Here is a 22,108-nt window from a genome sequence, read left to right on the forward strand (position 1 = left end):
AAGGCCTACCCTGAACATATCCGCCAGCTGCCTCCTGTCTCAAAGTCTGCCTAGGGCAAAAAGGCTACTGTGCATTTTTTGCAGAGCACTTTTCGGAATTTTTCAATTGCTGCCATCACAGAAAAAGAGGTGGCAGATTGCTCTGCCACCTCTCGTGTTTTTTACCTGGTGCTCGGCAATCAGAAGTCCTGCCAAAGGTCCTTGGCAGCATTGCCGTCTGCGCCACCACCAACAGCGGCTGCCGGCGCAGGTGTGACCTCATCGAGGTCCCAGTCGCCCTCACCATGTGCGGACGGGGCTGAAGGGGCGGCCTCCGGACCCGCAGGGGCCATGTCTCTCTGCATCTGTGACACAGGGCTGCTGCCATCGATCTTGAAGGCCGAAATCAACTCTGCCAGTTTCGTGGAATCCGCGTTCAACAGATGCCCGGCGGCAGTGGCCTGCTCGACCATGGCGGCATTCTGCTGGGTCACCTGGTCCAGCTGGGTCACACCGGTATTGATCTCGTTCAGGCCGGTAGACTGCTCCACTGCCCCTTCGGCAATGCCAGAGACCAGCTTAGAGATATGGCTCACCTGACCGACAATGCTGTTCAGCGCCTCGCCTGCCTTGCCCACCAGATCAACGCCGCGGCCAACCTGTTTCGAGCTGTCGTCGATCAGCGTTTTGATTTCCATCGCCGCATCCGAAGAGCGCTGCGCCAGAGCGCGCACCTCGGAGGCGACAACCGCAAAGCCCTTACCGGCCTCACCGGCGCGTGCCGCTTCGACCCCGGCGTTCAGAGCCAGAAGGTTGGTCTGGAAAGCAATGTCGTCAATCACCGAGATGATCTGGCCAATATGGTTCGAGCTCTGCTCGATCTCGGTCATGGCAGCAACAGCGCTTTGCACCACTTCACCGCTAACTTCAGCCTCCTGCTTGGCCGCCTCCATGGTGGCCTCGACGCTGCGTGCGCCTTCGGCAGCGGATTTCACGCTAGCTGTCAGCTCGTCCAGTGCCGCAGCTGTTTCTTCCAGCGTTGCTGCCTGGCTTTCGGTGCGATGCGACAAATCATCAGAGGCTTGGCTAATTTCTGCGGCGCCACTGCGGATAGATCCGGTGGCTTCGACCATCTTAGAGACTGTGCCGCTCAGGGTTTCTACCGTCTGGTTAAAATCCCGACGCAGCTGGCCATAGTCAGCCGGGAAATCATCGCCAATTTTGATCGTCAGATCACCCTGCGACAGGGACGCGAGGCGTTCACTCAGGGTTGTGACAACATCTGACTGTTCCTGTTCGCGGACTTTCTGTTCATTTTCCAACTCTTTTTGGCGACTCAGGGACTCGCGGAAAATATCCAGCGTCCGCGCCATATCACCAATTTCACTTTTGTTGGTTGTGGCCGGGATCGCACTGTCTGTGTCCCCGTCCGCCATGGTGTGCATCCGGTGCTTCAAGGCATTTACAGGGTTCGTCACACTACGCGTGATAACGGCGGCGCCAATCACCAGAATAATCAGGCTGATTGTCAGAGATCCGATCGCGGTCCAGCGCATGATGCTCAGTTCAGCATTGATGTCTTCGACATAGGCACCTGTACCGATAATCCAGCCCCAAGGTTCAAAGAGCTTAACATAGCCCATTTTGGCCTGCTGAACGTCGGAATCCGGTTTATTGAAATGATAAACGACCGCGCCACTGCCATTGGCCTGGACTACTTTATTGAATTCCTGGAAGACCATAACGCCATTTACGTCTTCAAAATCGGTTTGAACGTTCCCAATCAGCTGCTTGGCTACCGCATGGGCTCGCATGACATTGTTTTCATCAAACGCAAAGAAATAGCCCGCAGCACCGAACCGAACCAGTTCAATCTGCTCCTTGCCCTTTGCCTGGGCTTCTTCCAGGGTGAGCGTCCCAGCTTGCACTTGCTCGTCCAAATTGGCCAGGATGCTGACCATCGCATTGCTAAGGCTGTCGAGCTCTTTTTCCCGCATCTCGTAGGCATTATCCACGGCACGGGACAACAAAACAAACGTCAGCAGCGCGGCCAAACTGACCGCAAGGGCCGCAAGGGCATAGATCCGTATGGGCAATCGGAAGAGAAGCTGTGGCATTTTGGAAGGTCCTTTGATGTAGTACTGGTCTACTGGCCTACGGCAACTCTCCTAATATTCCATTATTCGGACCTTTTTCTCGTTCCCCCCATTGAAAACACGTCCGAAAATTGTGTCCGCTCGGCAAATGTTCATCTCCCTTTAGGAGATTTCAACCTTCCAGACACATCCGTCGGCAGGCCTCGCGACTCACTTGAAAAAATGAAGCAAAAATGCAGCTTTGTCTCAATTCCCGGAAATCGTTTTGGACCTTCTCCACGCTAACCCGTGATCTGAGCCCACATCCGGATGGCCTCGGCCTTCGAGGCCATCCAAAAATTTGACCGCTAAGCATCAAGCGAGGCTGAGACGTCCTGATCCACGATCTCGGCAAATTTCAAAAAGAACTTTGACGCCAGTTTTTTTGCGGTGCTCTGGATCAGGCGACTGCCAAGCTGTGCCAGTTTCCCACCGATCTCGGCTTTGGCCTCATAGCGCAGCACGGTCTTGCCATCCCGCTCTTGCAGGGTCACATGCGCGCCACCTTTGGCATGCCCAGCAGCGCCACCGTTGCCCTGGCCCGTCAGCGAAAACGCCTCCGGCGCGCCAGAAACATCCAGTTGGACCGTGCCGCTGAACCGCGCCTTTACCGGCCCGACCTTCAACACTACTTTCGCTTCCAGATCCGTCGCGGAATGCTGGATCAGCTCTTCGCAACCCGGGATGCACTGTTGCAGAACCTCAGGGTCGTTCAGCGCTGCATAGACTTTGGCCAAAGGCGCCTTGAGGGTGATTTCGTCAGTAAGTTCCATGAATTTTCCTTGTTAACAGCATGGGAGTTTGATTTTGGCCAAGATTTCGATCTGTTCCGGGCTCAGCGACGGTGTGCAAAAACGGGCCCGCACCAACATTAGAAACGCCTTCATTGTGGAGCTTCGCGACTGTCGCGACGGCGTTGTTGAATAAGTTCGGCCAGGATCGACAGGGCAATTTCATCCGGCGTAACGGCATCGATGGCCAACCCAGCCGGTGCGCGCACCTGGTCCAACTGCCTGGCTGCCACACCAGAATCCTGCAGCCGCTGTGACAGGGCCGCGAATTTGCGCCTGCTGCCAACAAAAGCGATGAATTCGCTTTTGCTGTCCAAGGCCGCCTTTAGGCAATCCAGATCCCCCTGCCCCTGGGTGGCAACCACCACCATGCGGCGGGCGCCCTCTGGGAGTGGGATAAGGCCGCTGCCTGCCACAGCAGGCTGCACCGCCCACTGGAAGCCTTCCGCCAGTTTTGACAGGGCCAGCGCCACAGGAGATCGCCCATAGATCAACAATTCCGGCAGAGGTAAAATCGGTTCGACAAAGATATCCATCGATCCCTTTGAGGGGCAGCCATTACGGGCAAAACGAATGCCGTCGTGATCCTCGCCTGCATCAACACCCTTCTCGGCCAGCACTTCGGATGGATGCAGGGATATCAATTGCGGCCCTCCCGCCTGCAGGCATTCGCGCGCGGAACGGGCCAGCGCAGATCGCACGCATCCACCGCCAATCCAGCCCTGCACAAGACTGCCATCCGCCCCCAGAACTGCCTTGGCACCGGGTTTTGCCGCTGTCAGCCCCAGAGTGCGGACCACCGTCGCAATCGCAAAGGGCTCTCCCTTGGCGCGCAGGCGACGGGTCGCCTCTTCGATATCAGTGTCGTGGATGTCTACAGGTGTCATAGGCGTGCAAGCTCCTGTTCCAGGGCGGCGAGATCCGCCAGCCGGTTGGCGGGATAAAAAAGATCGAGATATGGCAAGGCGGCGGCCATGCCCTGCGCCACGGGGGCGTAATCTGCCCAGCCCTTCAGAGGGTTGAGCCAGATGATCTTGCAACCGCGTTTGCGCAGACGTGCAAGGGCGGCCGCCAGATGTTGGGGCGGGTCGGTGTCATAGCCATCCGACAGGATCAGCAGCACGGTGCGACCATCTACAAAGCGCCGCGCATAGGTCCGCGAAAACTGGTCCAGCGAAGCCCCGATCCGCGAGCCGCCGCCAAAGCCATCGGCAAGCAGCGACAGACGTGCTAGGGCCCGCAGTCGGTCCTTGTCGCGCAGCGCATCGGCAACGCGCACCAGACGGGTGTGAAACAGATAGGCATCCGTCGCATCATCCGCCTGCATCAGCCCCGACAGAAAGGCCAAAAACACTTGGGCATAAAGCCCCATCGATCCAGACACATCACAGAGCGCCACGATCTTTAGCGGACGGTCCGGGCGCTGTTTCTTTGGCAGGCGCAATGGCTCGCCGCCGGTTGCCAGGCTTTGGCGCATGAGCTTGCGGAAATGAATTTTATCGCCCCGGTTAGCGGCCTTGCGGCGGCGCGAGCGACGGTGATGCAGGGCCGTCCCCAGACGCCGGGCAATGATCTCGGCCTCTGCGATATCTTCCGGGCGCACCAAATCGCGCAGATCCTGCTTCATCCGGGTCCCCTGCGCAGTCGCAACAAGCTGCCCCTCGCCTTCGGCAAGCGCGTCATGATCGGTGCCATTGTCAGGCGCAACGGCCTGCCCCGCACCCTCTGCCTGCTGTTCGGTGCCCGGCAGTTCGCGGGAGGAATGATTGTGTTCCAGATTGCCCGAAGGCGGGCAGGCTTGGACCTGTTGCGTCACCCGGCCACCGTTCAGCCAAAAGGCGTCAAACAGATCATCAAAGCGCGTGGCATCCTCAGCCGATCCGGTGCAGATCGCCCGCAGCGCCAGACGTGCCTCGGCCGGGTCTGCTGCCTTGATTTCGGCCAATGCCGCTAAACCTGTCTCAGTCTCACTCACGCCAAGCCGCAGCCCATGAGCGCGCAGATGTGCCATAAAGCCGGCCATCCGGGTGGCAGGACCGGGGTCACGCGCCGCAAATCTGGTGACCCGGCTCATGCCGCCTTACCTGCCAGACGCTGGCTGATCTCGGTGCTGATGGCAGCCCGATCGTTCTCGGTTTTCAACAGGGTCGCAAGGCTCGCCTGCAGTGTCACAGGGTCTTGCGTCAAATCCGCAATCCCCAGCCCCATAAGCGCGGCGGCAAAATCCAGCATTTCGGCAATGCCAGGTGTCTTTTCAAGATCTTCGCGCCGCAGGGCCTGCACAAAGCCGACAATCTGTGCCGCCAGTCGCGTCTCGATCTCAGGGGCGCGGGCCAACAGGATCGCGCGTTCAGCAGCGGCATCGGGATAGTCCAGATGCGCATAGAGACACCGCCGCCGCAATGCGTCGCTCAAATCGCGGGTGCCATTGGCTGTCAGGATCACCATGGGGCGCGAGGTTGCGGTGATGGTCCCCAGTTCCGGCACCGTCACCTGATATTCGGATAGCACCTCAAGCAGGTAGGCCTCGAATTCCTCGTCGGCGCGGTCGACTTCATCGACCAGCAAGACAGGGGATTTCTCCTGCCGAATGGCCTGCAACAGCGGGCGCTGCAGCAAGAAGTCTTCGGAAAAGATCCGGTTTTCAATTTCGGTGGCAGATTGGGTCTTGCCGGTTTCACCCGCCTCAGCTGCGGCGCGGATGGACAAGAGCTGGCGTTGATAGTTCCATTCGTAGATCGCCTGCCCCGCATCCAGCCCTTCATAGCATTGCAACCGGATCAGCTGGGTCTCTTTCAAGGCAGCCAACACCCGCGCGACTTCGGTTTTGCCCACACCGGCAGGGCCTTCCAGCAACAGCGGTCGGCCCAGCGTCAGCGCCAGATGCAGCGCCATGGCAAGGTCATCTCCGGCAATATACCCCTGATCTGCCAGAGCAGTTTTAAGTGTGGTCCAGGTCATCTTGAATGTCTCAATCTCGGTGGGATGAGGCTGGCCCTGAGGCCAGCCTCCTTCGTGAGTGGAGCGTGAGTGGTGGTCTAGTCGTGCAGGCCAAGCTTGTTTGCGGTCTGCCAGATGCGCCAGTGATCATGGGGCATATTGGTGTGACGCAGACCAAAGGCGCGGAACGCGTCCTGCACCGCATTGGAGAAACACGGCACGCCGCCCACATGCGGGCTTTCGCCAACGCCCTTGGCCCCGATTGGGTGATGCGGACTGGGGGTCACGGTGAAATCGGTCTCATAGTTGGGCACTTCCCAGGCCGTGGGCAGGAAGAAGTCCATCAATGTGCCGGTCTTGACGTTGCCGAGATCATCATAGGCAATCTCTTGCCCCAGCGCGACAGCCAGCGCCTCGGTCAGACCACCATGGACCTGACCTTCGATGATCATAGGGTTGATCCGGGTGCCGCAGTCGTCCAGCGCGTAAAAACGACGGATTTCAGGCACACCCGTATCCACGTCAATATCCATCACGCAGACATAGGCACCAAAGGGATAGGTCATGTTTGGCGGATCATAATAGCTCACCGCCTCAAGCCCTGGCTCCAAGCCCGGAATGGCCTGATTATAGGCCGCATAGGCGATGTCCTTCATGGTGCTGAAGCGTTCTGGCGCGCCTTTGACCACAAAGCGATCGACGTCGAATTCAACGTCGTCATCGTGTACCTCAAGCAGATAGGCCGCGATCATCTGCGCCTTTGCACGGATCTTGCGTCCCGCCAGCGCCGTGGCAGCACCCGCCACTGGGGTCGAACGCGATCCATAGGTGCCAAGCCCGTAGGGTGCCGTGTCGGTGTCACCTTCTTCGATGGTGATACTGTCCGCCGAAATACCAATCTCGCTGGCGAGGATCTGGGCAAAGGTGGTCGCATGACCCTGCCCCTGGCTGATGGTGCCGAGGCGTGCGATGGCCGATCCGGTAGGATGGATGCGGATTTCACAGCTGTCAAACATCCCCATACCAAGGATATCGCAGTTCTTCACCGGGCCAGCACCGACGATTTCGGTAAAGAAGCTGAGACCAACCCCCATCAGCTTGCGGGTCTCACCGCGCTTGAAGGCTTCGACCCGTTCGGCTTGTTCCGCGCGCAGGCCCTCATAGTCGACGGTTTTCAGCGCCTTGTCCCAGGCGGTGTGATAGTCGCCACTGTCATATTCCCAGCCCAGAGCGGCGGTATATGGGAACTGCTCTTTCTTGATGAAATTGATCCGACGCAGCTCGGCGGCATCCATATCCAGCTCGATCGCCAGAACTTCGATCATGCGTTCGATAAAATAGACCGCCTCAGTCACACGGAAGGAACAGCGATAGCTGACCCCGCCCGGTGCCTTGTTGGTATAAACGCCGTCAACGCCAAGATAGGCCACCGGAATGTCATAAGACCCGGTGCAGATATTCATGAATCCGGCAGGGAATTTGGTGGGGTCGGCACAGGCGTCAAAGCCGCCATGGTCTGCCGTCACATGGCAATGCAGACCGGTGATTTTACCCTCTTTGGTGGCAGAGATCTTGCCCTTCATCCAATAGTCGCGGGCAAAGGCGGTGGACATCAGATTTTCCATCCGGTCCTCGACCCATTTCACCGGCTTTCCAGTGACAATCGAGGCGACGATGGAACAGATATAGCCTGGGTAGACGCCGACTTTGTTACCAAAACCACCGCCGATATCGGGGCTGATCACCCGGATATTATGCTCTTCGATACCCGACAGCAGGGCGGCCACCGTACGCACCACATGGGGTGCCTGAAAGGTGCCCCAAAGCGTCAGCTTGCCATTGACCTTGTCCATCGAGGCAACTGAACCGCAAGTCTCCAGAGGACAGGGGTGGGTGCGGTGGTAGTACATGCTTTCTTCAGCGACCACTTCGGCAGAGTCCATCACCTGATTGGTGGCGGCCTCGTCGCCCTGTTCCCAGGTGAAGATGTGGTTGTGGTGCTTGCGCGGCCCATGCGCGCCCTCGGTCTGGCCTGCCAGATCCTCGCGCAAAACCACATCGGATTGCAAAGCCTCAAAAGGATCGGTGATCACTGGCAGCTCTTCGTAGTCGACTTCGACCAGCTCCACGGCATCTGCCGCGATGTAGCGGTCATTGGCCACGACAAAGGCCACTTCCTGGCCCTGAAACAGCACCTTGCCATCAGCCAGAACCATCTGTTTGTCGCCCGCAAGAGTCGGCATCCAGTGCAGGTTCAGCGGTGCCAGATCTTCTGCCGTGAGCACAGCAACAACGCCGGGCAAAGCCAGAGCGGCCTCTTTGTTGATCGATTTTACCCGTGCATGAGCATAAGGAGAGCGGACAAAATCGCCGTGTAGCATGCCGGGCAGTTTGACATCATCGACATAGTTGCCCTGGCCTTGGGTAAAGCGGGCATCTTCGACCCGCTTACGGGCGCAGCCCATGCCTTTGAGATTGGCAGTACGTTCCTCGCGGTTTGGTGTCAGGTCGTTCATTCTGCCGCCTCCACGGTTTGGCCCTGCTCAGAGCCGTTCATTTCGTCGGCTGCAGCCAGAATGGATTTCACGATGTTCTGGTATCCGGTGCAGCGGCAGATATTGCCGGCCATGCCAAAGCGCACGTCTTCTTCGGTCGGGGTCGGGTTTTCTTCCAGCAGTTTGGCCGCGCGGGTAATCATGCCCGGTGTGCAAAAGCCACATTGCAGCCCGTGGTGTTCGCGGAAACTTTCTTGCAGCACATGCAGCGCGTCTGGCGTGCCAAGACCTTCGACGGTGGTGATATCGGCACCATTTGCCTGGCCCACGAACATGGTGCAGGATTTTACCGATTTGCCATTCAGCGTAACGGTACAGGCACCGCAGTGCGAGGTGTCACAGCCGACGTGCGGACCGGTGATGTTCAGGTGCTCGCGCAGGGCGTAGATCAACAACTCACGCGGCTCGGCCAGAAACTCGCGCCCCTCGCCGTTTACTGTCAGCTTGATATGCATCTTGTCAGACATTTTTCATCCTCCTCAGGCGCGGGACCAGGCGCGATTGATCGCGCGGGTCAAAACCACACCAGCCACATGGCGTTTGAAGGCCACGGGGCCCCGGTTGTCTTCGCTGGGATCAATATCGCCCAGCATTGCAGCAACAGCAGCTTTCACCGCCTCCGGCGCACATTCCGTCCCAACGAGGGCCGCATTGGCCGCCTCGGACCAGACTGGCACGTCGCTGAGATTGGTCATGGCGACAGAGGCGGTCGCAACCTTGCCATCGGCCTTGCCGATCTGGACTGCGGCAGCAGCGGTAGCATAATCGCCGATCTTACGCTTTTGCTTTTCATAAGCAAAACCGCCCTGCGGCACCGGCATAGTGATCGCGACCAGAACCTCGTCATCGGCGCGATCTGTCATATAGGCTGCTTCATAGTAGTCGCGGGCGGCAACCTGACGTTCGCCTTCAGGGCCAACCAGGGTAAGCTTGGCATCGAGGCATTGCATCAGCCCCGGCATATCGTTGCCGGGATCGCCGTTGGCGACATTGCCTCCGATGGTTCCCATGTAACGCACCTGTGGATCGGCAATCTGCAAAGCCGCTTCGCGCAGGATGGGTGCTGCCTGCACAAGATCAGGATGATTGATGATGGTATGCTGGGTCACCATGGCGCCCAAGGTGATCTCCTCCGCGCTGAGCGAGATCTGATCCAGCCCTGCGACATCCTGCAGGTCGATCAGATGCGGCACCTCGGCCATGCGCAGTTTCATCATCGGGATCAGGCTGTGCCCGCCCGCCATGACGCGCGCGTCATCCCCGTGTTGTTGCAAAAGTGCGAGCACCCCTGCCATGTCTGTTGGGCGATAATAGTCAAACGCCGCTGGTATCATTGCTTGTCCTCCCTGCCATGCAAGTGATCTGGCTGGAGGTCAGGGTCCGACGCGAGGGCGTTTTAAGCGATTGATTTTGAGTGAAAACCGCTGATTTCTGCACGAAATGCGCCTGTGGCTGCACGAAATGCGCGCATCAATTGCAGGCTCTGTAGCTGATTTCGGCTCAGACTCCCAGGACGGCGCGCACCTGCTTGAGCCGTGCCCGGCTCACCGGAACCTTAGGCAAAGCAGCCAGATCAAAGTGGCAAACGCCATTGTCTTTGAGCCGTTCAAAGCTGGCAACATGGGCCGGGTTGATCAGGTAGCTGCGATGAGTCTTGGTGAACACCCCCGGAGACAGGCGTTTCTCCGCTTCGGTGATAGACCAAGCACAGAAGAATTTGCCTGTCTTGGTATAGATGTGCGTGTAGTGCCCCTCGGCCCGGATTGCCGCCACGGCGCTCGCATCAAAGAAAAAGCTGCGCCCTTCCTGCTCATAGGGGATTTGAGTCGTTGTTACCGGTTGGGTGTCAGTGTCGGGTGCTGGTGACGGTTGAGCATCTGCTTTGGCACTTTCTGCCGTTGGCTTGTCGCCGGATGGCTCTTGCGCCTTGTCACGTTCTGAAGGGTGCGCTTTGGCTGCCGGGCTCGGGGTCAGAAAGGTTACTCCAGTCAGCAATAAGGCTCCACACAGCGCAAAACTGGTCAGCACCACACCGATCGCCAGGACCTCATTGCCGATGAGCGGCCCCACCTCAGTGCTGGCTTCAACCGCGACAAAGGAGGTTCCCCACAGGGCAATAAAATGCACCGCGAACACCGCGACACCAAAACAGACCGTGCCGAGCAGGATATTGCGATGACTGCGTTGCCCATAAGCACAGGCAAAGGCCGCGATATTAAACGCCACCGAGGACACCACCGCCAGCGCTACACCTGACGGCGTATAAAGGGCCCGGCACAGTTCCAAACCGGCCATGCCGATATAGTGCATGGCCAGAACCCCAAGCCCCACGATAGTGCCAGCCAGCACCAGCATCTGTGGGGTACGGGGACGAAAATGCAGGATCAGTAGCGCAATGCCGACTACCAGAATGGCAACCAGAGCCGAAGCCAGCGTGACCGCAGCATCATAGTAAAACAGGGTCGGCATCTGCATGCCCAGCATGGCAACAAAATGCATCGACCAGATCCCACCGCCCAGCGCGATCGAAGCCATTGCAATCGAAAGTTTGCGCTGCAAAAGCCCGCGTTCTGACAGCCCCTTGGTCAGCGAAAGCCCCGTGAACCCAGCGATCAGCGCAACCAGAAGCGAGGCCACGACCAGACCTGGATTATGTGTATAGTCCAAATACGCCATGTCGGTTCAATATCGCCTCAGAGTGTTTTTCGCAATCTTCGGCAGAGCAAGCCCGCAGTCAAGCAGCAATCTCCCACTGTTCGTCGGCCTGGTAGCATTGCCAAACCACCCACAAAGAAACAAAGCAACCTATTGATATGAAAATAAAACCAACACACACTACCAATCTGAACAGGCAGACCCAGCATGTCTGTTTGAGCAGAAGAAAACAAAAACCAGCCTCATCAGGAGCAGTTCAGAGATAGAGCTCAGACAAGTTGAGGTGCCCTTTCTTTGGCTTTTCAAATATTAAGACCTGTTCCGACCTGCTGGCCCGGCCCTTCCTTAGGGCCGGACAAACAAGCAGCAGAACCTCAGAGGCCCCATTTTGCGCTATTTGCGGCAAAAAAGCCCTTGGCCTGTTTCACCTTCACCCAGTTGTTCACATAGTTGATCCAGACCTGATCGGCCTGCGGCAACAGCATCGCGATGGGAGATGGAGACCGTGGACCGGTGTCCGGTACGCGCACCACCGGAAACTTCGCTTCCAATGTGGAGCCCTCGATATTTGACGTTATGAACACATCCGCCCGTCCGGACAGAACTTCCTGAAAGCCACGTGCCGGGGCTTCGACCACTTTAATATCGGCATTTGGGAACCATTCACGCGCCATCTTCTCGAAGGTGGTGCCCAGAGTTGTCGCAACCTTTACACCCGGCTGATTGATGGACTCGTAGCCAGAGAAACCACCCGCCTTGTCCTTTGTGGTGAAGGGAAAGATTTCGACGGCGATATAGCTTTCTGAAAATCCAGCCACTTTCATCCTGGCGGGTGAGATAGAAGCCGACCCGGTGATATGGTATTTCCCTGCCACAACTCCGTTGACCAGTGTTTTCCAATCGGTTGGCACAAATTCCACCTCGACGCCAAGATCCTTGGCCAGCTCTGTCATGATGTCGATATCAAAGCCCTTGTAGCTGTTGGTGGCCGGATCGCGCACCGACATCGGGTTCCAGTCGCCGGTGGTCCCAACCTTGAGAACGCCAGTGTCGAGAATTTCATTCAAGGCAGATTGTGCCTGCGCGCCGACGGCCAAGCCCATGCTGATTGCGGCGGCCGCGATGACTTTCAGAAAGCCTTTCATTATTCACTCCTGCTGATTGCTAACTGGTTGCTTTGTATTAGTAGTATATTGGATGTCTGCTATATCGATACGCATAACAGCACCTTCGAGATCACTTTTTTCTCAGAGGCTGCCCTCAGAAACGCTTCTACGTAAAGACTGTCAGGGAGAAGCCAGCTAATGCCCGCAGCTGCCATTGAACTTCGCAGTGTCAACAAATGGTATGACACTTTTCACGTACTGAAGGATATCGACCTTTCGGTCGGAAGCGGTGAGAAAACCGTGATCTGTGGTCCGTCCGGGTCGGGGAAATCCACCGTGGTGCGTTGCATCAATCGGCTGGAAGAGCACCAATCTGGCAGCATCAAAGTCGATGGGGTTGAGCTGACCAATAACCCGCAATCGGTGGCCGCAATCCGGTCTGAGGTTGGCATGGTGTTTCAACAATTCAACCTGTTTCCGCATCTCAGCGTGTTGGAAAACCTCACGCTGGGGCCGATCAAGGCTCGTGGCCTCAGCCGTCAGGCTGCAGAAGAACGGGCGATGCACTATTTGGAACGGGTTAAGATCCCGGAACAGGCCAAGAAACGTCCCGGCCAACTGTCGGGCGGGCAGCAGCAGCGGGTGGCCATCGCGCGCTCCCTGTGCATGGAACCCAAAGTACTGTTGTTTGATGAGCCGACTTCGGCGCTGGATCCTGAAATGATCTCTGAGGTGCTGGATGTCATGGTGGAGCTTGCCGAGGACGGCATGACCATGGTGGTTGTCACCCATGAGATGGGCTTTGCCCGGCGGGTTGCAGATCAGATGATCTTTATGGATGGTGGCGAAATCGTCGAGCGCGGCACCCCGGAAGAGTTCTTTGGCGCCCCGCGCTCTGTGCGCTGTCAGAAATTCCTGTCGCAGATCCTGCAACATTGAGCGAGCAATAGAGACATGAAAAAACTGTTCGTTATGCTTGTGCCGCTCTTGTTTCTGACCGGCTGTTCCAGCTCCTCGACCTGGGGGTGGTACGTTATCAATCCCATGACCGCCAGCGGCTGGACCAATGTGAAGTTCCTGATATCGGGCATGGGCGACACCATTGTGATTTCGCTGATTGCCGCTGTGATTTCTATCGCTCTGGGGTTGGTGGTCGCCCTGCCCGGCCTTGCCAAGCACCGTGGCTGGCGGCTGCTCAACAGGATCTATGTTGAATTTGTCCGCTCGATCCCCCTGCTGCCGATGTTGTTCTGGGTCTTTTACGGCCTGCCGATCATCTTTCGCGAGATGGGTTTGGACATCCCGATTGATCCCTTCTGGGGCGCAGTTATCACCCTGGCTCTGTCCGACAGCGCCTTTACCGCCGAGATCTTTCGCGCCGGTATCCAGTCCATCGCCAGGGGGCAGACCGAAGCGGCGCAGACCATTGGTCTCAACTATCTTCAGACCATGCGCTATGTGATCCTGCCCCAAGCGATCCGGCGCATCCTGCCGCCTTTGGCCAACCAGTTCATCTACATCGTCAAGATGAGCGCCTTTGCCAGCGTCATTGGCATGCAGGAGCTGACACGGCGGGCCAATGAGCTGGTGGTCACAGAATACCGCCCGCTGGAAATCTATTCCCTGCTTATCCTGGAATATCTGGTGCTGGTGCTGGTCATCAGCGCCGGGGTGCGCTGGCTGGAGCGCCGCCTGGGATCGGACGAGCGCAACTAAGGAGACAAAAACATGGACTGGAAGACCTTCATGACGGACATCGAGGGCGATATCGCCGCCTTGTCAAAAGAAATCCCCGACACCGTCCAGGGTTTTGGGCTGATGGGCAAAGCCGCCAAGACCGACGGCGCACTTGACCAGGTAACTAAGGAATACATGGCCCTTGGCATCGCCATCGCGACTCGTTGCGACAGCTGCATCGGGTTTCACGTCAGGGCACTTGTGCAGCTCAACATCAGCCGCGAAGCTTTCTGTGAGGCGCTGTCGATGGCGACCTATATGGGCGGAGGACCTTCCTTTGCCTATAGCGCCAAGGCACTGGCGGCCTTTGACCGGTTCTCAAAATCGTAGACGCCGCAGCGCGGGCAGTTTTCCAAAACACCGCGTTCAGTTGTGCAGCCGTAGAATGAACGCTGCGTTATTGAGCCGGGCTCTACTGCCCGGCTTGACCTGCTGGGTTTGCTATCGCGTCATGGTCCTTAAGTGACGCGCGCAGCCTTGCGACCAAGACATCCACGCCCCCCGGCGGCAGCTTTGAACAAGCGCTGCCTTTTGAAGGTCTGTGCCATCACCCTGTTACACTGCGGCCCGAAAAGAGGCCATTCCTGCCGCTCAGGCGGTAGCAGAAATGCCCGGCAGGCATCCATCGGGTTGCTGCCATCAGCACGTTCAAAAGGGAGACCACAATGACCAAGACATCTATCGCAACCGGAGTTGGGCTTGCACTGGCAGCCACGGCCCTGTCCTCAGCGGTGCTGGCTGGTGAAAACCGAATTGACCGGATCCGTCCCGATGCGCCGGAACTGGCCGCCTTCGGCACATTTCCGATCGGGGTGCAGACGCTGGAATTCACCAATCCCGGCCAGCATGACATCCTCAACACCACAGACGCGGATCAGCCGCTTTATGATCGCGATTTGACCGTCGAAGTCTGGTATCCGGCCGCCGCCGAGACCCAGCCGGGCGGCAGTTATCAGGCCATTTTGCGCGACGGCAAGACCGAGGTCACATTACACGGGCGTGCAGCGCGCGATGCCAGCCCGGCTGACGGAGAGACCTTTCCGCTGGTGGTGATTTCACATGGCTACCCCGGCAACCGCTACCTGATGTCCCATCTTGGTGAAAACCTTGCGACCAAGGGCTATGTGACAGTCTCCATCGACCACCGCGACAGCACCTATTCCGACAAGGCTGCCTTTGGTTCAACCCTACTGAACCGCCCCATTGACCAGAAGTTCGTCATTGATCAGATGCAGGCGCTGGATGGGCCACTGGGGGCCATTATCAACACCGATCAGACAGGTGTTATCGGCTATTCCATGGGCGGCTATGGGGCTTTGGTCTTTGCCGGGGCCGGCGTCACCGAAGCCTCAACCCAATATAGCTGGGGCACACCGGCTGGATTGCTGGCACGCCATCAGGCCGGATCAGAAAGTCACAGCGACCTAGTCGACCCTCGCGTCAAGGCGGTGATTGCCATCGGCCCCTGGGGCATGAACACCGGGTTTTGGGACGAAACCGGTCTGGCAGGCATCAAAAAGCCACTGATGATGATGGCCGGTAGTGTCGATGATGTCTCTGTCTATCCAGCCATGCGCAAGATCTTTGAGGGTATGACCAGCACCGAGCGCCACCTGCTGACCTTTGATGCCGCCAACCACAATGCCGCCGCGCCAATGCCCGCCCCAATCGAAAGCTGGGCCCCTGTGGACAATCTGGATTTCATCCCCTTTGAGCACTACGCCGATGCCGTGTGGGACACCAACCGGATGAACAATATCGCCCAGCATTTCGCCACGGTCTTTATGGACCTGCACCTCAAATCGGATGCTGACATGGCGGCCTATCTGGATCTGGTTCCGGTAGCCGCAGAGGGTGTGATCGCTGTCGATGATGCCGGTGTCGAGCAACCCGAGCACAGCCATTGGAAAGGTTTTGCCCCCCGCACCGGTCAGGGGCTGCGCTTTGAGACCCTGCCAAAGGGCCAGTAGGCGGCGCTCCCATCCAATCGGAACGGCTGTAGGAATTCCTGCGTCCGCGATTGTCTGATCCCACAAGACAGCTGAAACAGCGAGGGTATATGGAACCACTCCATATGCCCTCTTCTTTTTGCCACCTAGTGCATAGCCCTAGTGTGCCGGATCTTCTGTACGCCGCCGCTGGCAACCACCCGTCCCCCCGTCACCGGCAAGCACCAGGGCATAGTGCTATCAGCGCATGCCTAGGTGGCCGACGATGTCACCCATGGAGCGTTTCAATATCCGCAAACCTGTCGCCACCCCAATAGGGTTGATCGTCGATCAGGATGAATGGAGATCCAAATACCCCCCGCTCCAGTGCCTCATCGGTGACTGCTCGCAGACGACCCTTTATCTCTGGGCTCTCCATACCGGCCAGCGCCTTTTGGCGGTCAAAGCCCAGCGCCTCTGCTACATCCAATGCCGCCGCCATATCCGACGTGTCGCCACCGCCGGTCCAATAGGCCTGGTAGGCGGCCACGACAAAATCGGACACCCTGTCAGGGGCCTCACGTTCAATCCAATAGGTCAGTCGGGAAGGTGGAACCGAATGCGCCGGGAAATTTTCCGGTTTGTTCATCCTTTCAATGCCGTCCAGTTTGGCGCGCCGGAACGCATCGGTGAACATGTATTCCTCTTTCAACGGGTGGCTAAGGGGCGTTGACCCATGCGCCTGATAGACCACTCCGATCAGAAAAGGGCGCCAATTAATGTCGCGGCCAATATTTTCTGCCAGAGCGGACAGTTTGCGGGCCGCAAGAAAGCCGTAAGGCGAGGCAAAATCAAAAAAGAAATCTAGCGATTTGATCATGGCAGCACTTCTTTCTACCCCCTAGTTTCATCGCGTGGACGGCAATTACCTTTCGAATTGGTAGGTCGAAAGCCCCACACAGACAATCAGATTCTGGCAATTTTTTCGACACGGGTTCCACAGTCCGAAGATCAACTGCCGAAGATCGAGTGTCGCAGACACATTGCAGCCAAGAGGCTTTGACCTATGCGTCGTCACATTTGAGTGATCACTAAAATATAACTATTGAGCAATCACTCAAATCCTCCTATCTCGGCGTCATCAGTTTCCAAGCAACCTCAGGAGGTCACCATGACCGAGTTCACAATCCACAACGAAACAACTGCCCCCGACGCAGCAAAACCTCTGCTGGCCAAAGCCAAAGCCGATTATGGCATGATTCCAGGTCTCTACGGTGTCATGGCCGAGGCCCCCGGCCTGTTGCAGGCCTATTTTCAGGTGCATGAGCAGTTCGAAAACTCAAGCTTTGATAAGGATGAACTCACCGTGGTTTGGCAGACGATCAACGTCGAGAACAACTGCCACTACTGTGTGCCTGCCCACACCGGCATCGCCAAAAGCATGGGGGTGGACGACGCGATTTCAGATGCACTACGCAATGAAACACCGCTGCCGACCCCACGGCTGGAAGCTCTGCGTGATTTCACCCTGAAACTTGTCCGCGACCGCGGCAATGTCGATGATGCCTCAATACAGGCCTTTCTGGATGCAGGTTTCACCCGGCGCAATATTCTGGAGGTGGTCCTGGGGTATTCGCAAAAAATCCTGTCGAACTACACCAACCACCTTGCCAAGACCCCCGTCGACAAACCGTTCCAGCAATTTGACTGGCGCAAGGCCGCTGCATAGCGGACACAGTCTGACTGAAACAGCATGACTGATCCGGGCGGCCCAACAAGCCCTAGGGCCGCCCGGATGGTTTCGCTCTCAGGGCCACGCAGATTGGCCGCCCAACTATTCTCCTGCCTCCGCTGTCGGTGATAGAAACCCTCTCGCGGGGCCTTAGTATTTACGATATGCAGCTCTGTATATGTGCCCCCAGACGAGCCATTTACCAGCCACCTGCCTGTTTCGATTTGACCCTGGAGGGATACATCATGACCACTGCGCCTACTCCGCTACGAATTGACATCATTTCTGACGTCATGTGCCCCTGGTGCATCATCGGCTATCGCCAGCTGGCACAGGCGCTGGAAGCAACTGACACACCGCACGAAATCCATTGGCACCCCTTTGAGCTCAACCCGGACATGCCGCCTGAAGGCCAGGATGGGGCTGAACATATCGCCGAAAAATACGGCGCAACCCCGGAGCAATCCGCGCAAAACCGGGTGCAAATGACCGAGCTCGGGGATAGTCTTGGCTTTGAGTTCCGCTTTACCGATGGCTTTCGCATGCACAACACCTTCGACAGTCATCAATTGCTGCACTGGGCCGATCAGCAAGGCCGCATGCATGACCTGAAACAGGCACTGTTCTCGGCGCATTTCACCGACAAACGCGACCTTTCCGATCAACAGGTTCTCGCCGATATTGCCGCAGAAACCGGGCTAAATCGTGCCGAGGCCCTGGCGGTTCTACAGGACCAGCGTTTTGCCGCGCAGGTCCGCGAGGCCGAAGGCTTTTGGGTGCAACAGGGCATTCAGGGCGTCCCGGCTGTGGTCTTTGATCGTCAGCACCTTGTCACTGGCGCACAGGGCGTTGAAAACTACAGCAACATTCTGCAGCAACTGGCTGGAATGAAGGGCTGACCAACCGAAGGACTGACCACATGGCCCGCGCTGCCGCCTATGATCGAGATGCCGCCCTTGATACCGCCCTGTCCCTGTTTTGGGACAAGGGCTATCACGCGACCTCTCTCAAGGACCTTGAAACGGGGCTGAAAATGAAGCCCGGCAGTATCTACGCGGCCTTTTCCAGCAAGGAAAACCTGTATCTGCTGGCAATGGCCCGCTATTTTGAAACAGCAAGAGTGATGCTTGAAAGGCAATTGTTGCATTCACTCTCTCCTTTGGACGCCCTCGCCGATCATCTGCGCAGCTATGCCCGCCTGTCGCAGGGAGATGCCAACCGGCAGGCCTGCATGCTGACCAAATCACTGGTGGACACCCGCAGCACCGATCCAGCCATAGCTGGACAGGCAAAAGACTACCTCTTTCAGATCCGCGAGATTTTCAGCGCAGCCTTTGACCGCGCCAAAAAGCTGGGTGAGTTGCCTCAGTCGGCCGATCAAGATCGCCTGGCCCGGCGATTTCAGGCCAATGTCACAGCTCTGCGGTTTGAACTGCACCAAAACGCCAGCTCCCAAAGCATAGAAAATCTTGCCGAAGATATGGCGCAAGAGATTGAGCACCTCAGAACCGGCACCTAACAATGCCGCCTTATTCCGACGCTTCACCTGTTTTTGGCGTTTGTTCGGTGATCTCGGGTTGGTTTTCGTCGGCGTAGCTGTTCCAGTGCCAATCGGCCAAGAGTTCGGAAATAGACGCTGACGACAGGGCTTTGCTGAAATGAAACCCCTGAACTTCCTTGCATCCCTGAAGGCGAAGCAGCTCTGCCTGCTCAAGTGTCTCGACACCTTCGGCATTTGAGGTCATCCCCATGGATGCCCCCAGCCTGATCACGGCCGCGATAATGCTGTCGGCGTCAGCACAGGTGCCGAGATCTTTTGTGAATGATTGGTCGATCTTGATCTTATCGAAGGGGAACCGCCGCAGGTAACTGAGACTTGAATAGCCAGTGCCAAAATCATCCATCGCGATCCTGACGCCCATTGCCTGCAGTTCTTTCAAAATCTCAATGGTTTCATCCGTATGGGCCAACAGCACCCCTTCGGTAATTTCGATCTCCAAACGGCTCGGATCTACCCCCTCCTGCGCGAGGGCATTGCTTACGGTCCTTACGATATTACCCTGCCGAAATTGGATCGGCGACACGTTCACCGCGAAGGTCAGATCAGGCCAGTCTTTGGCCTGACGGCAGGCTTCCTGGATCACCCAGTCTCCAATCGGAATAATTAGGCCACACTCCTCTGCGAGCGGGATGAAAGCATCGGGCGAAATCAGCCCTTCTTCGGGATGGTTCCACCGCAACAGAGCCTCGACCCCCTTGATGGAGTTCGTCGCCAGATCGATTTGTGGCTGGTAGTGCAGGATAAGCTGATTGTCCGAAATCGCCGACCTAAGGCTCGCTTCGATCTTTTTGCGGGCCACCAAGGCATCATTCATGTTATTTTCAAAATACGAGAAAGTTCCGCGCCCGTCGCTTTTCGCTCGGTAAAGCGCCATATCAGCATGGCGCATCATCGTTTCGCCATCGGTTTTTTCGCCAGCATCATGTAGCGAAATGCCGATGCTCACCCCGATAAGCACTTCGTTGCCGTCCAGATTGAAGGGTTCAGAAAGCGAAGAGATCAAGCGTTCAGCCAGCGCAGATGATCCACGCGGCTGGTCGATATGCTTTTGAATGATAGCAAATTCATCGCCACCAAGACGCGCAAGCATATCATTGCTACGCAGGGTCGCAGACATCCTTTCTGTCGCCTGTCGCAGCAGGTCATCCCCGGCTGCATGGCCCAGAATATCGTTGACCTCTTTGAAATGGTCCAGATCAAGGCAAAGCACAGCCAGAGAGGTGTTTTGCCTGTCGACATCCGCAAGTGAGTGCGACAGCCATTCATTGAACAGAGATCTGTTGGGCAAATTCGTCAGGGGGTCATGGCTCGCCAGATACGAAGCCTGGTCGCTTGCCCGCTTCAGCAATTTGAGGGGAAAGGTGCGCAGAAAGTAAAACGCCCAGAACCCGACGATCAAGGTGGCCAAAGAAAGCATGACCGAAGACTGCGCCACACCGGAAGCACTATGGGTCACCACCAGGGTTCCTGCTTCGTTGCCGCCGTCATAAAGCGCCTGTGCAAAGGAAACACGTGGCGACGGAACCTGATCCGCACCAGTCTGGGTAACGATCTCCATCGCAGCATTGTAGACCACAATCTGCTGCATCGGGCTGTTGGTCTGCAGCAATCCGTCTATCCGAAGGGTTTCGAACTGCCACATGGTCGGGTTGCGCCCGATCATTTGCGTCAAAAGCCTGGCATTCACTTTTGCCTCGGATGCAACCATACCTTTTTCGTACTGCACCCCGTAATAGTAGTGCAGCAGCGGAGGAAATATCACGATGCTCATCGCAATCGCAAAAGCCATTAGTGTCGCGAACCTGACGACACCGGGTGCGATAGGCGAGCTGGTTCCCTGGGACACTTTGGCGTGGAGTTTTGAGGGCTGAGGTGTCATGGCCGCTTCAGTTCACGGGCGTATGATCATGGGCCGCAAGAATGGATGCCGCCTCGTCGGAAAAGAGAAAATCATAAAACCGTGCAGCCGTGCCAGAGGTTGCCTGCGTCTTCACAATATATAGATCCCTCCTGAACACTCCAGCCTGCGCAGAAGGGTCGCCTGGCTTTGGCAGAACACCATTCAGCCTTAGAACTTTCAGTTGTCTTTTTTCAGTCGCGATCTGTCCCAGCGCGACTGCCCCCAGAGAGCCCTCAAGATTTTCGAGCGTTTCCGCGTTTTCCTGATCATTCATCGCCGAGATGAGGCCAGGCCGCTCCTGCGCAGCCTTGATTGCCTGTGACACGGCACCGGACAGACTGCTTAGGATACGTGTGTCAGTTTCCGATGCGGGGCGCAAAACCACCCTGACAAGCTGGCCAGAGGGCCAATGGGCCAGTTCCCCTGAATACATTTGAGCGAGCTGTTCGGTTGTGACCGCTTCGGCATTGGTTTTCGATGAGGTGACAATTGCCAGCGGCGTTGTCGCATAGCGTTCCGCTTGGGCACCCTTTTCCGCCTCAGCCGGTTTCAGCGCTCGCGAACTGACCGAAAGATCGATCGCCCCGGCAACCAGCGCCTTGATCCCGCCAGAACTGCCAAGACTTGGCAGAACGTCAACAGACACATCGGGATTTCGCGCTTCGAACGCCGCCCCGACCAAGGAGATACTCCCCAGCGCGACCCCGGTTCCGCCGATGCGCAATGTCTCCGCATTGGCCACGCCGCTCATGAAAATCACGGCAAAAGAAAGCGCTTTCGTCAATTTCACTGCAAAACTCTTTACTCGCATGGGGCTTCCTAACACATAACAATGCCCTTACCCCTGCCACTCCCGGTCTTAAAAACCTTCTAACTTGGCCCTGTCAGATCCTTAAATTTGTTTCCGTTTTCGAGCTCCTGCAATGGATCACGCACTCAGAACGTCGGGCAAGGTCACGCGAAAGACCGACATCCGGCGCCAGCACATTCGGTATCAGAGCCTTATGACGGTAAAGGATCCACGCGTGCCCCATACCAGTCAGAGGCTATGTGCCTGGACGAAACCACAGCGTCAGGCGGACAATGGCC

General features: G+C 57.1%; 20 protein-coding genes. 7 read left to right on the top strand and 13 right to left on the bottom strand.

The window, feature by feature from the left end:
- Nucleotides 1-179: 179 nt before the first annotated feature.
- From PH5382_RS09705 to PH5382_RS09750, 10 genes are all read right to left on the bottom strand, one after another.
- Nucleotides 180-2,096, bottom strand: a complete 1,917-nt coding sequence (locus tag PH5382_RS09705; RefSeq protein ID WP_058334177.1) for a methyl-accepting chemotaxis protein — start codon at nucleotides 2,094-2,096, stop codon at nucleotides 180-182.
- Nucleotides 2,097-2,422: 326 nt separating this feature from the next.
- Nucleotides 2,423-2,887, bottom strand: coding sequence for a CoxG family protein (locus tag PH5382_RS09710; protein ID WP_058334178.1), 465 nt, complete (start codon nucleotides 2,885-2,887; stop codon nucleotides 2,423-2,425).
- Between the two features lie 110 nt (nucleotides 2,888-2,997).
- Nucleotides 2,998-3,792 carry an XdhC family protein gene (locus PH5382_RS09715; RefSeq protein ID WP_058334179.1) on the bottom strand — a complete coding sequence of 265 codons (795 nt, stop codon included), beginning with the start codon at nucleotides 3,790-3,792 and terminating at the stop codon, nucleotides 2,998-3,000.
- A complete protein-coding gene (locus PH5382_RS09720) occupies nucleotides 3,789-4,979 on the bottom strand; it encodes a vWA domain-containing protein (RefSeq protein WP_058334180.1) in 1,191 nt (396 codons plus the stop codon). Before PH5382_RS09720 ends, PH5382_RS09715 begins: the two co-directional genes overlap by 4 nt.
- Complete coding sequence (locus PH5382_RS09725; RefSeq protein ID WP_058334181.1) at nucleotides 4,976-5,866, bottom strand: AAA family ATPase; 891 nt, start codon at nucleotides 5,864-5,866, stop codon at nucleotides 4,976-4,978. The genes PH5382_RS09720 and PH5382_RS09725 overlap by 4 nt, the downstream gene beginning before the upstream one ends.
- Before the next feature lie 77 nt (nucleotides 5,867-5,943).
- Nucleotides 5,944-8,361 (bottom strand): aerobic carbon-monoxide dehydrogenase large subunit, encoded by a 2,418-nt coding sequence (locus PH5382_RS09730; RefSeq protein WP_058334182.1) that lies wholly within the window; start codon nucleotides 8,359-8,361, stop codon nucleotides 5,944-5,946.
- The gene (locus PH5382_RS09735) at nucleotides 8,358-8,867 is read right to left on the bottom strand and encodes a (2Fe-2S)-binding protein (protein WP_058334183.1); all 510 of its coding nucleotides are present in this window, start codon (nucleotides 8,865-8,867) and stop codon (nucleotides 8,358-8,360) included. Before PH5382_RS09735 ends, PH5382_RS09730 begins: the two co-directional genes overlap by 4 nt.
- A 12-nt stretch (nucleotides 8,868-8,879) precedes the next feature.
- Complete coding sequence (locus PH5382_RS09740) at nucleotides 8,880-9,734, bottom strand: FAD binding domain-containing protein (protein ID WP_058334184.1); 855 nt, start codon at nucleotides 9,732-9,734, stop codon at nucleotides 8,880-8,882.
- A 166-nt stretch (nucleotides 9,735-9,900) separates the two neighbouring features.
- On the bottom strand, nucleotides 9,901-11,076 hold the full coding sequence (locus PH5382_RS09745; protein WP_058334185.1) for an MHYT domain-containing protein: 1,176 nt from the start codon (nucleotides 11,074-11,076) through the stop codon (nucleotides 9,901-9,903).
- Nucleotides 11,077-11,429: 353 nt separating this feature from the next.
- Nucleotides 11,430-12,200, bottom strand: a complete 771-nt coding sequence (locus PH5382_RS09750; protein ID WP_058334186.1) for a transporter substrate-binding domain-containing protein — start codon at nucleotides 12,198-12,200, stop codon at nucleotides 11,430-11,432.
- 159 nt (nucleotides 12,201-12,359) lie between these two features.
- On the opposite strand from PH5382_RS09750, the gene PH5382_RS09755 reads away from it, so the two are divergent.
- The 4 genes from PH5382_RS09755 (at nucleotide 12,360) to PH5382_RS09770 (ending at nucleotide 15,868) form a co-directional block, all read left to right on the top strand.
- On the top strand, nucleotides 12,360-13,100 hold the full coding sequence (locus PH5382_RS09755) for an amino acid ABC transporter ATP-binding protein (RefSeq protein WP_058334187.1): 741 nt from the start codon (nucleotides 12,360-12,362) through the stop codon (nucleotides 13,098-13,100).
- A gap of 15 nt (nucleotides 13,101-13,115) precedes the next feature.
- Nucleotides 13,116-13,877, top strand: a complete 762-nt coding sequence (locus tag PH5382_RS09760; RefSeq protein ID WP_058334188.1) for an amino acid ABC transporter permease — start codon at nucleotides 13,116-13,118, stop codon at nucleotides 13,875-13,877.
- A 12-nt stretch (nucleotides 13,878-13,889) separates the two neighbouring features.
- Nucleotides 13,890-14,228 carry a carboxymuconolactone decarboxylase family protein gene (locus PH5382_RS09765; RefSeq protein ID WP_058334189.1) on the top strand — a complete coding sequence of 113 codons (339 nt, stop codon included), beginning with the start codon at nucleotides 13,890-13,892 and terminating at the stop codon, nucleotides 14,226-14,228.
- A 335-nt stretch (nucleotides 14,229-14,563) separates the two neighbouring features.
- Nucleotides 14,564-15,868 (top strand): alpha/beta hydrolase family protein, encoded by a 1,305-nt coding sequence (locus PH5382_RS09770; protein WP_058334190.1) that lies wholly within the window; start codon nucleotides 14,564-14,566, stop codon nucleotides 15,866-15,868.
- A 247-nt stretch (nucleotides 15,869-16,115) separates the two neighbouring features.
- On the opposite strand, the gene PH5382_RS09775 is transcribed toward PH5382_RS09770, so the two are convergent.
- A complete protein-coding gene (locus PH5382_RS09775; protein WP_058334191.1) occupies nucleotides 16,116-16,706 on the bottom strand; it encodes a 2-hydroxychromene-2-carboxylate isomerase in 591 nt (196 codons plus the stop codon).
- A 291-nt stretch (nucleotides 16,707-16,997) separates the two neighbouring features.
- Between PH5382_RS09775 and PH5382_RS09780 the strand changes: the two genes are divergently transcribed.
- From PH5382_RS09780 to PH5382_RS09790, 3 genes are all read left to right on the top strand, one after another.
- Complete coding sequence (locus PH5382_RS09780) at nucleotides 16,998-17,555, top strand: carboxymuconolactone decarboxylase family protein (RefSeq protein ID WP_058334192.1); 558 nt, start codon at nucleotides 16,998-17,000, stop codon at nucleotides 17,553-17,555.
- 248 nt (nucleotides 17,556-17,803) lie between these two features.
- Entirely contained in the window at nucleotides 17,804-18,457 is a 654-nt protein-coding gene (locus PH5382_RS09785; RefSeq protein WP_058334193.1) for a DsbA family oxidoreductase, read from the top strand.
- A gap of 20 nt (nucleotides 18,458-18,477) precedes the next feature.
- Nucleotides 18,478-19,077 (top strand): TetR/AcrR family transcriptional regulator, encoded by a 600-nt coding sequence (locus tag PH5382_RS09790; protein ID WP_058334194.1) that lies wholly within the window; start codon nucleotides 18,478-18,480, stop codon nucleotides 19,075-19,077.
- Between the two features lie 10 nt (nucleotides 19,078-19,087).
- Here the strand turns inward: PH5382_RS09790 and PH5382_RS09795 are convergent, their stop codons facing one another.
- Complete coding sequence (locus PH5382_RS09795; protein WP_197410028.1) at nucleotides 19,088-20,890, bottom strand: putative bifunctional diguanylate cyclase/phosphodiesterase; 1,803 nt, start codon at nucleotides 20,888-20,890, stop codon at nucleotides 19,088-19,090.
- Nucleotides 20,891-21,005: 115 nt separating this feature from the next.
- Nucleotides 21,006-21,809 (bottom strand): PstS family phosphate ABC transporter substrate-binding protein, encoded by an 804-nt coding sequence (locus PH5382_RS09800; protein WP_197410029.1) that lies wholly within the window; start codon nucleotides 21,807-21,809, stop codon nucleotides 21,006-21,008.
- Between the last annotated feature and the right edge of the window lie 299 nt (nucleotides 21,810-22,108).

It is taken from the genome of Phaeobacter sp. CECT 5382 (assembly GCF_001457775.1).
Lineage (GTDB): Bacteria > Pseudomonadota > Alphaproteobacteria > Rhodobacterales > Rhodobacteraceae > Pseudophaeobacter.

Bases quoted from the DNA above. Each gene is read 5' to 3' on its own strand.
- PH5382_RS09705 (WP_058334177.1), bottom strand. From the start codon at position 2,096: ATGCCACAGCTTCTCTTCCGATTGCCCATACGGATCTATGCCCTTGCG.
- PH5382_RS09740 (WP_058334184.1), bottom strand. From the start codon at position 9,734: ATGATACCAGCGGCGTTTGACTATTATCGCCCAACAGACATGGCAGGG.
- PH5382_RS09790 (WP_058334194.1), top strand. From the start codon at position 18,478: ATGGCCCGCGCTGCCGCCTATGATCGAGATGCCGCCCTTGATACCGCC.
- PH5382_RS09710 (WP_058334178.1), bottom strand. From the start codon at position 2,887: ATGGAACTTACTGACGAAATCACCCTCAAGGCGCCTTTGGCCAAAGTC.
- PH5382_RS09730 (WP_058334182.1), bottom strand. From the start codon at position 8,361: ATGAACGACCTGACACCAAACCGCGAGGAACGTACTGCCAATCTCAAA.
- PH5382_RS09775 (WP_058334191.1), bottom strand. From the start codon at position 16,706: ATGATCAAATCGCTAGATTTCTTTTTTGATTTTGCCTCGCCTTACGGC.
- PH5382_RS09735 (WP_058334183.1), bottom strand. From the start codon at position 8,867: ATGTCTGACAAGATGCATATCAAGCTGACAGTAAACGGCGAGGGGCGC.
- PH5382_RS09770 (WP_058334190.1), top strand. From the start codon at position 14,564: ATGACCAAGACATCTATCGCAACCGGAGTTGGGCTTGCACTGGCAGCC.
- PH5382_RS09720 (WP_058334180.1), bottom strand. From the start codon at position 4,979: ATGAGCCGGGTCACCAGATTTGCGGCGCGTGACCCCGGTCCTGCCACC.
- PH5382_RS09755 (WP_058334187.1), top strand. From the start codon at position 12,360: ATGCCCGCAGCTGCCATTGAACTTCGCAGTGTCAACAAATGGTATGAC.
- PH5382_RS09785 (WP_058334193.1), top strand. From the start codon at position 17,804: ATGACCACTGCGCCTACTCCGCTACGAATTGACATCATTTCTGACGTC.
- PH5382_RS09780 (WP_058334192.1), top strand. From the start codon at position 16,998: ATGACCGAGTTCACAATCCACAACGAAACAACTGCCCCCGACGCAGCA.
- PH5382_RS09795 (WP_197410028.1), bottom strand. From the start codon at position 20,890: ATGAGCATCGTGATATTTCCTCCGCTGCTGCACTACTATTACGGGGTG.
- PH5382_RS09725 (WP_058334181.1), bottom strand. From the start codon at position 5,866: ATGACCTGGACCACACTTAAAACTGCTCTGGCAGATCAGGGGTATATT.
- PH5382_RS09760 (WP_058334188.1), top strand. From the start codon at position 13,116: ATGAAAAAACTGTTCGTTATGCTTGTGCCGCTCTTGTTTCTGACCGGC.
- PH5382_RS09765 (WP_058334189.1), top strand. From the start codon at position 13,890: ATGGACTGGAAGACCTTCATGACGGACATCGAGGGCGATATCGCCGCC.
- PH5382_RS09715 (WP_058334179.1), bottom strand. From the start codon at position 3,792: ATGACACCTGTAGACATCCACGACACTGATATCGAAGAGGCGACCCGT.
- PH5382_RS09750 (WP_058334186.1), bottom strand. From the start codon at position 12,200: ATGAAAGGCTTTCTGAAAGTCATCGCGGCCGCCGCAATCAGCATGGGC.
- PH5382_RS09745 (WP_058334185.1), bottom strand. From the start codon at position 11,076: ATGGCGTATTTGGACTATACACATAATCCAGGTCTGGTCGTGGCCTCG.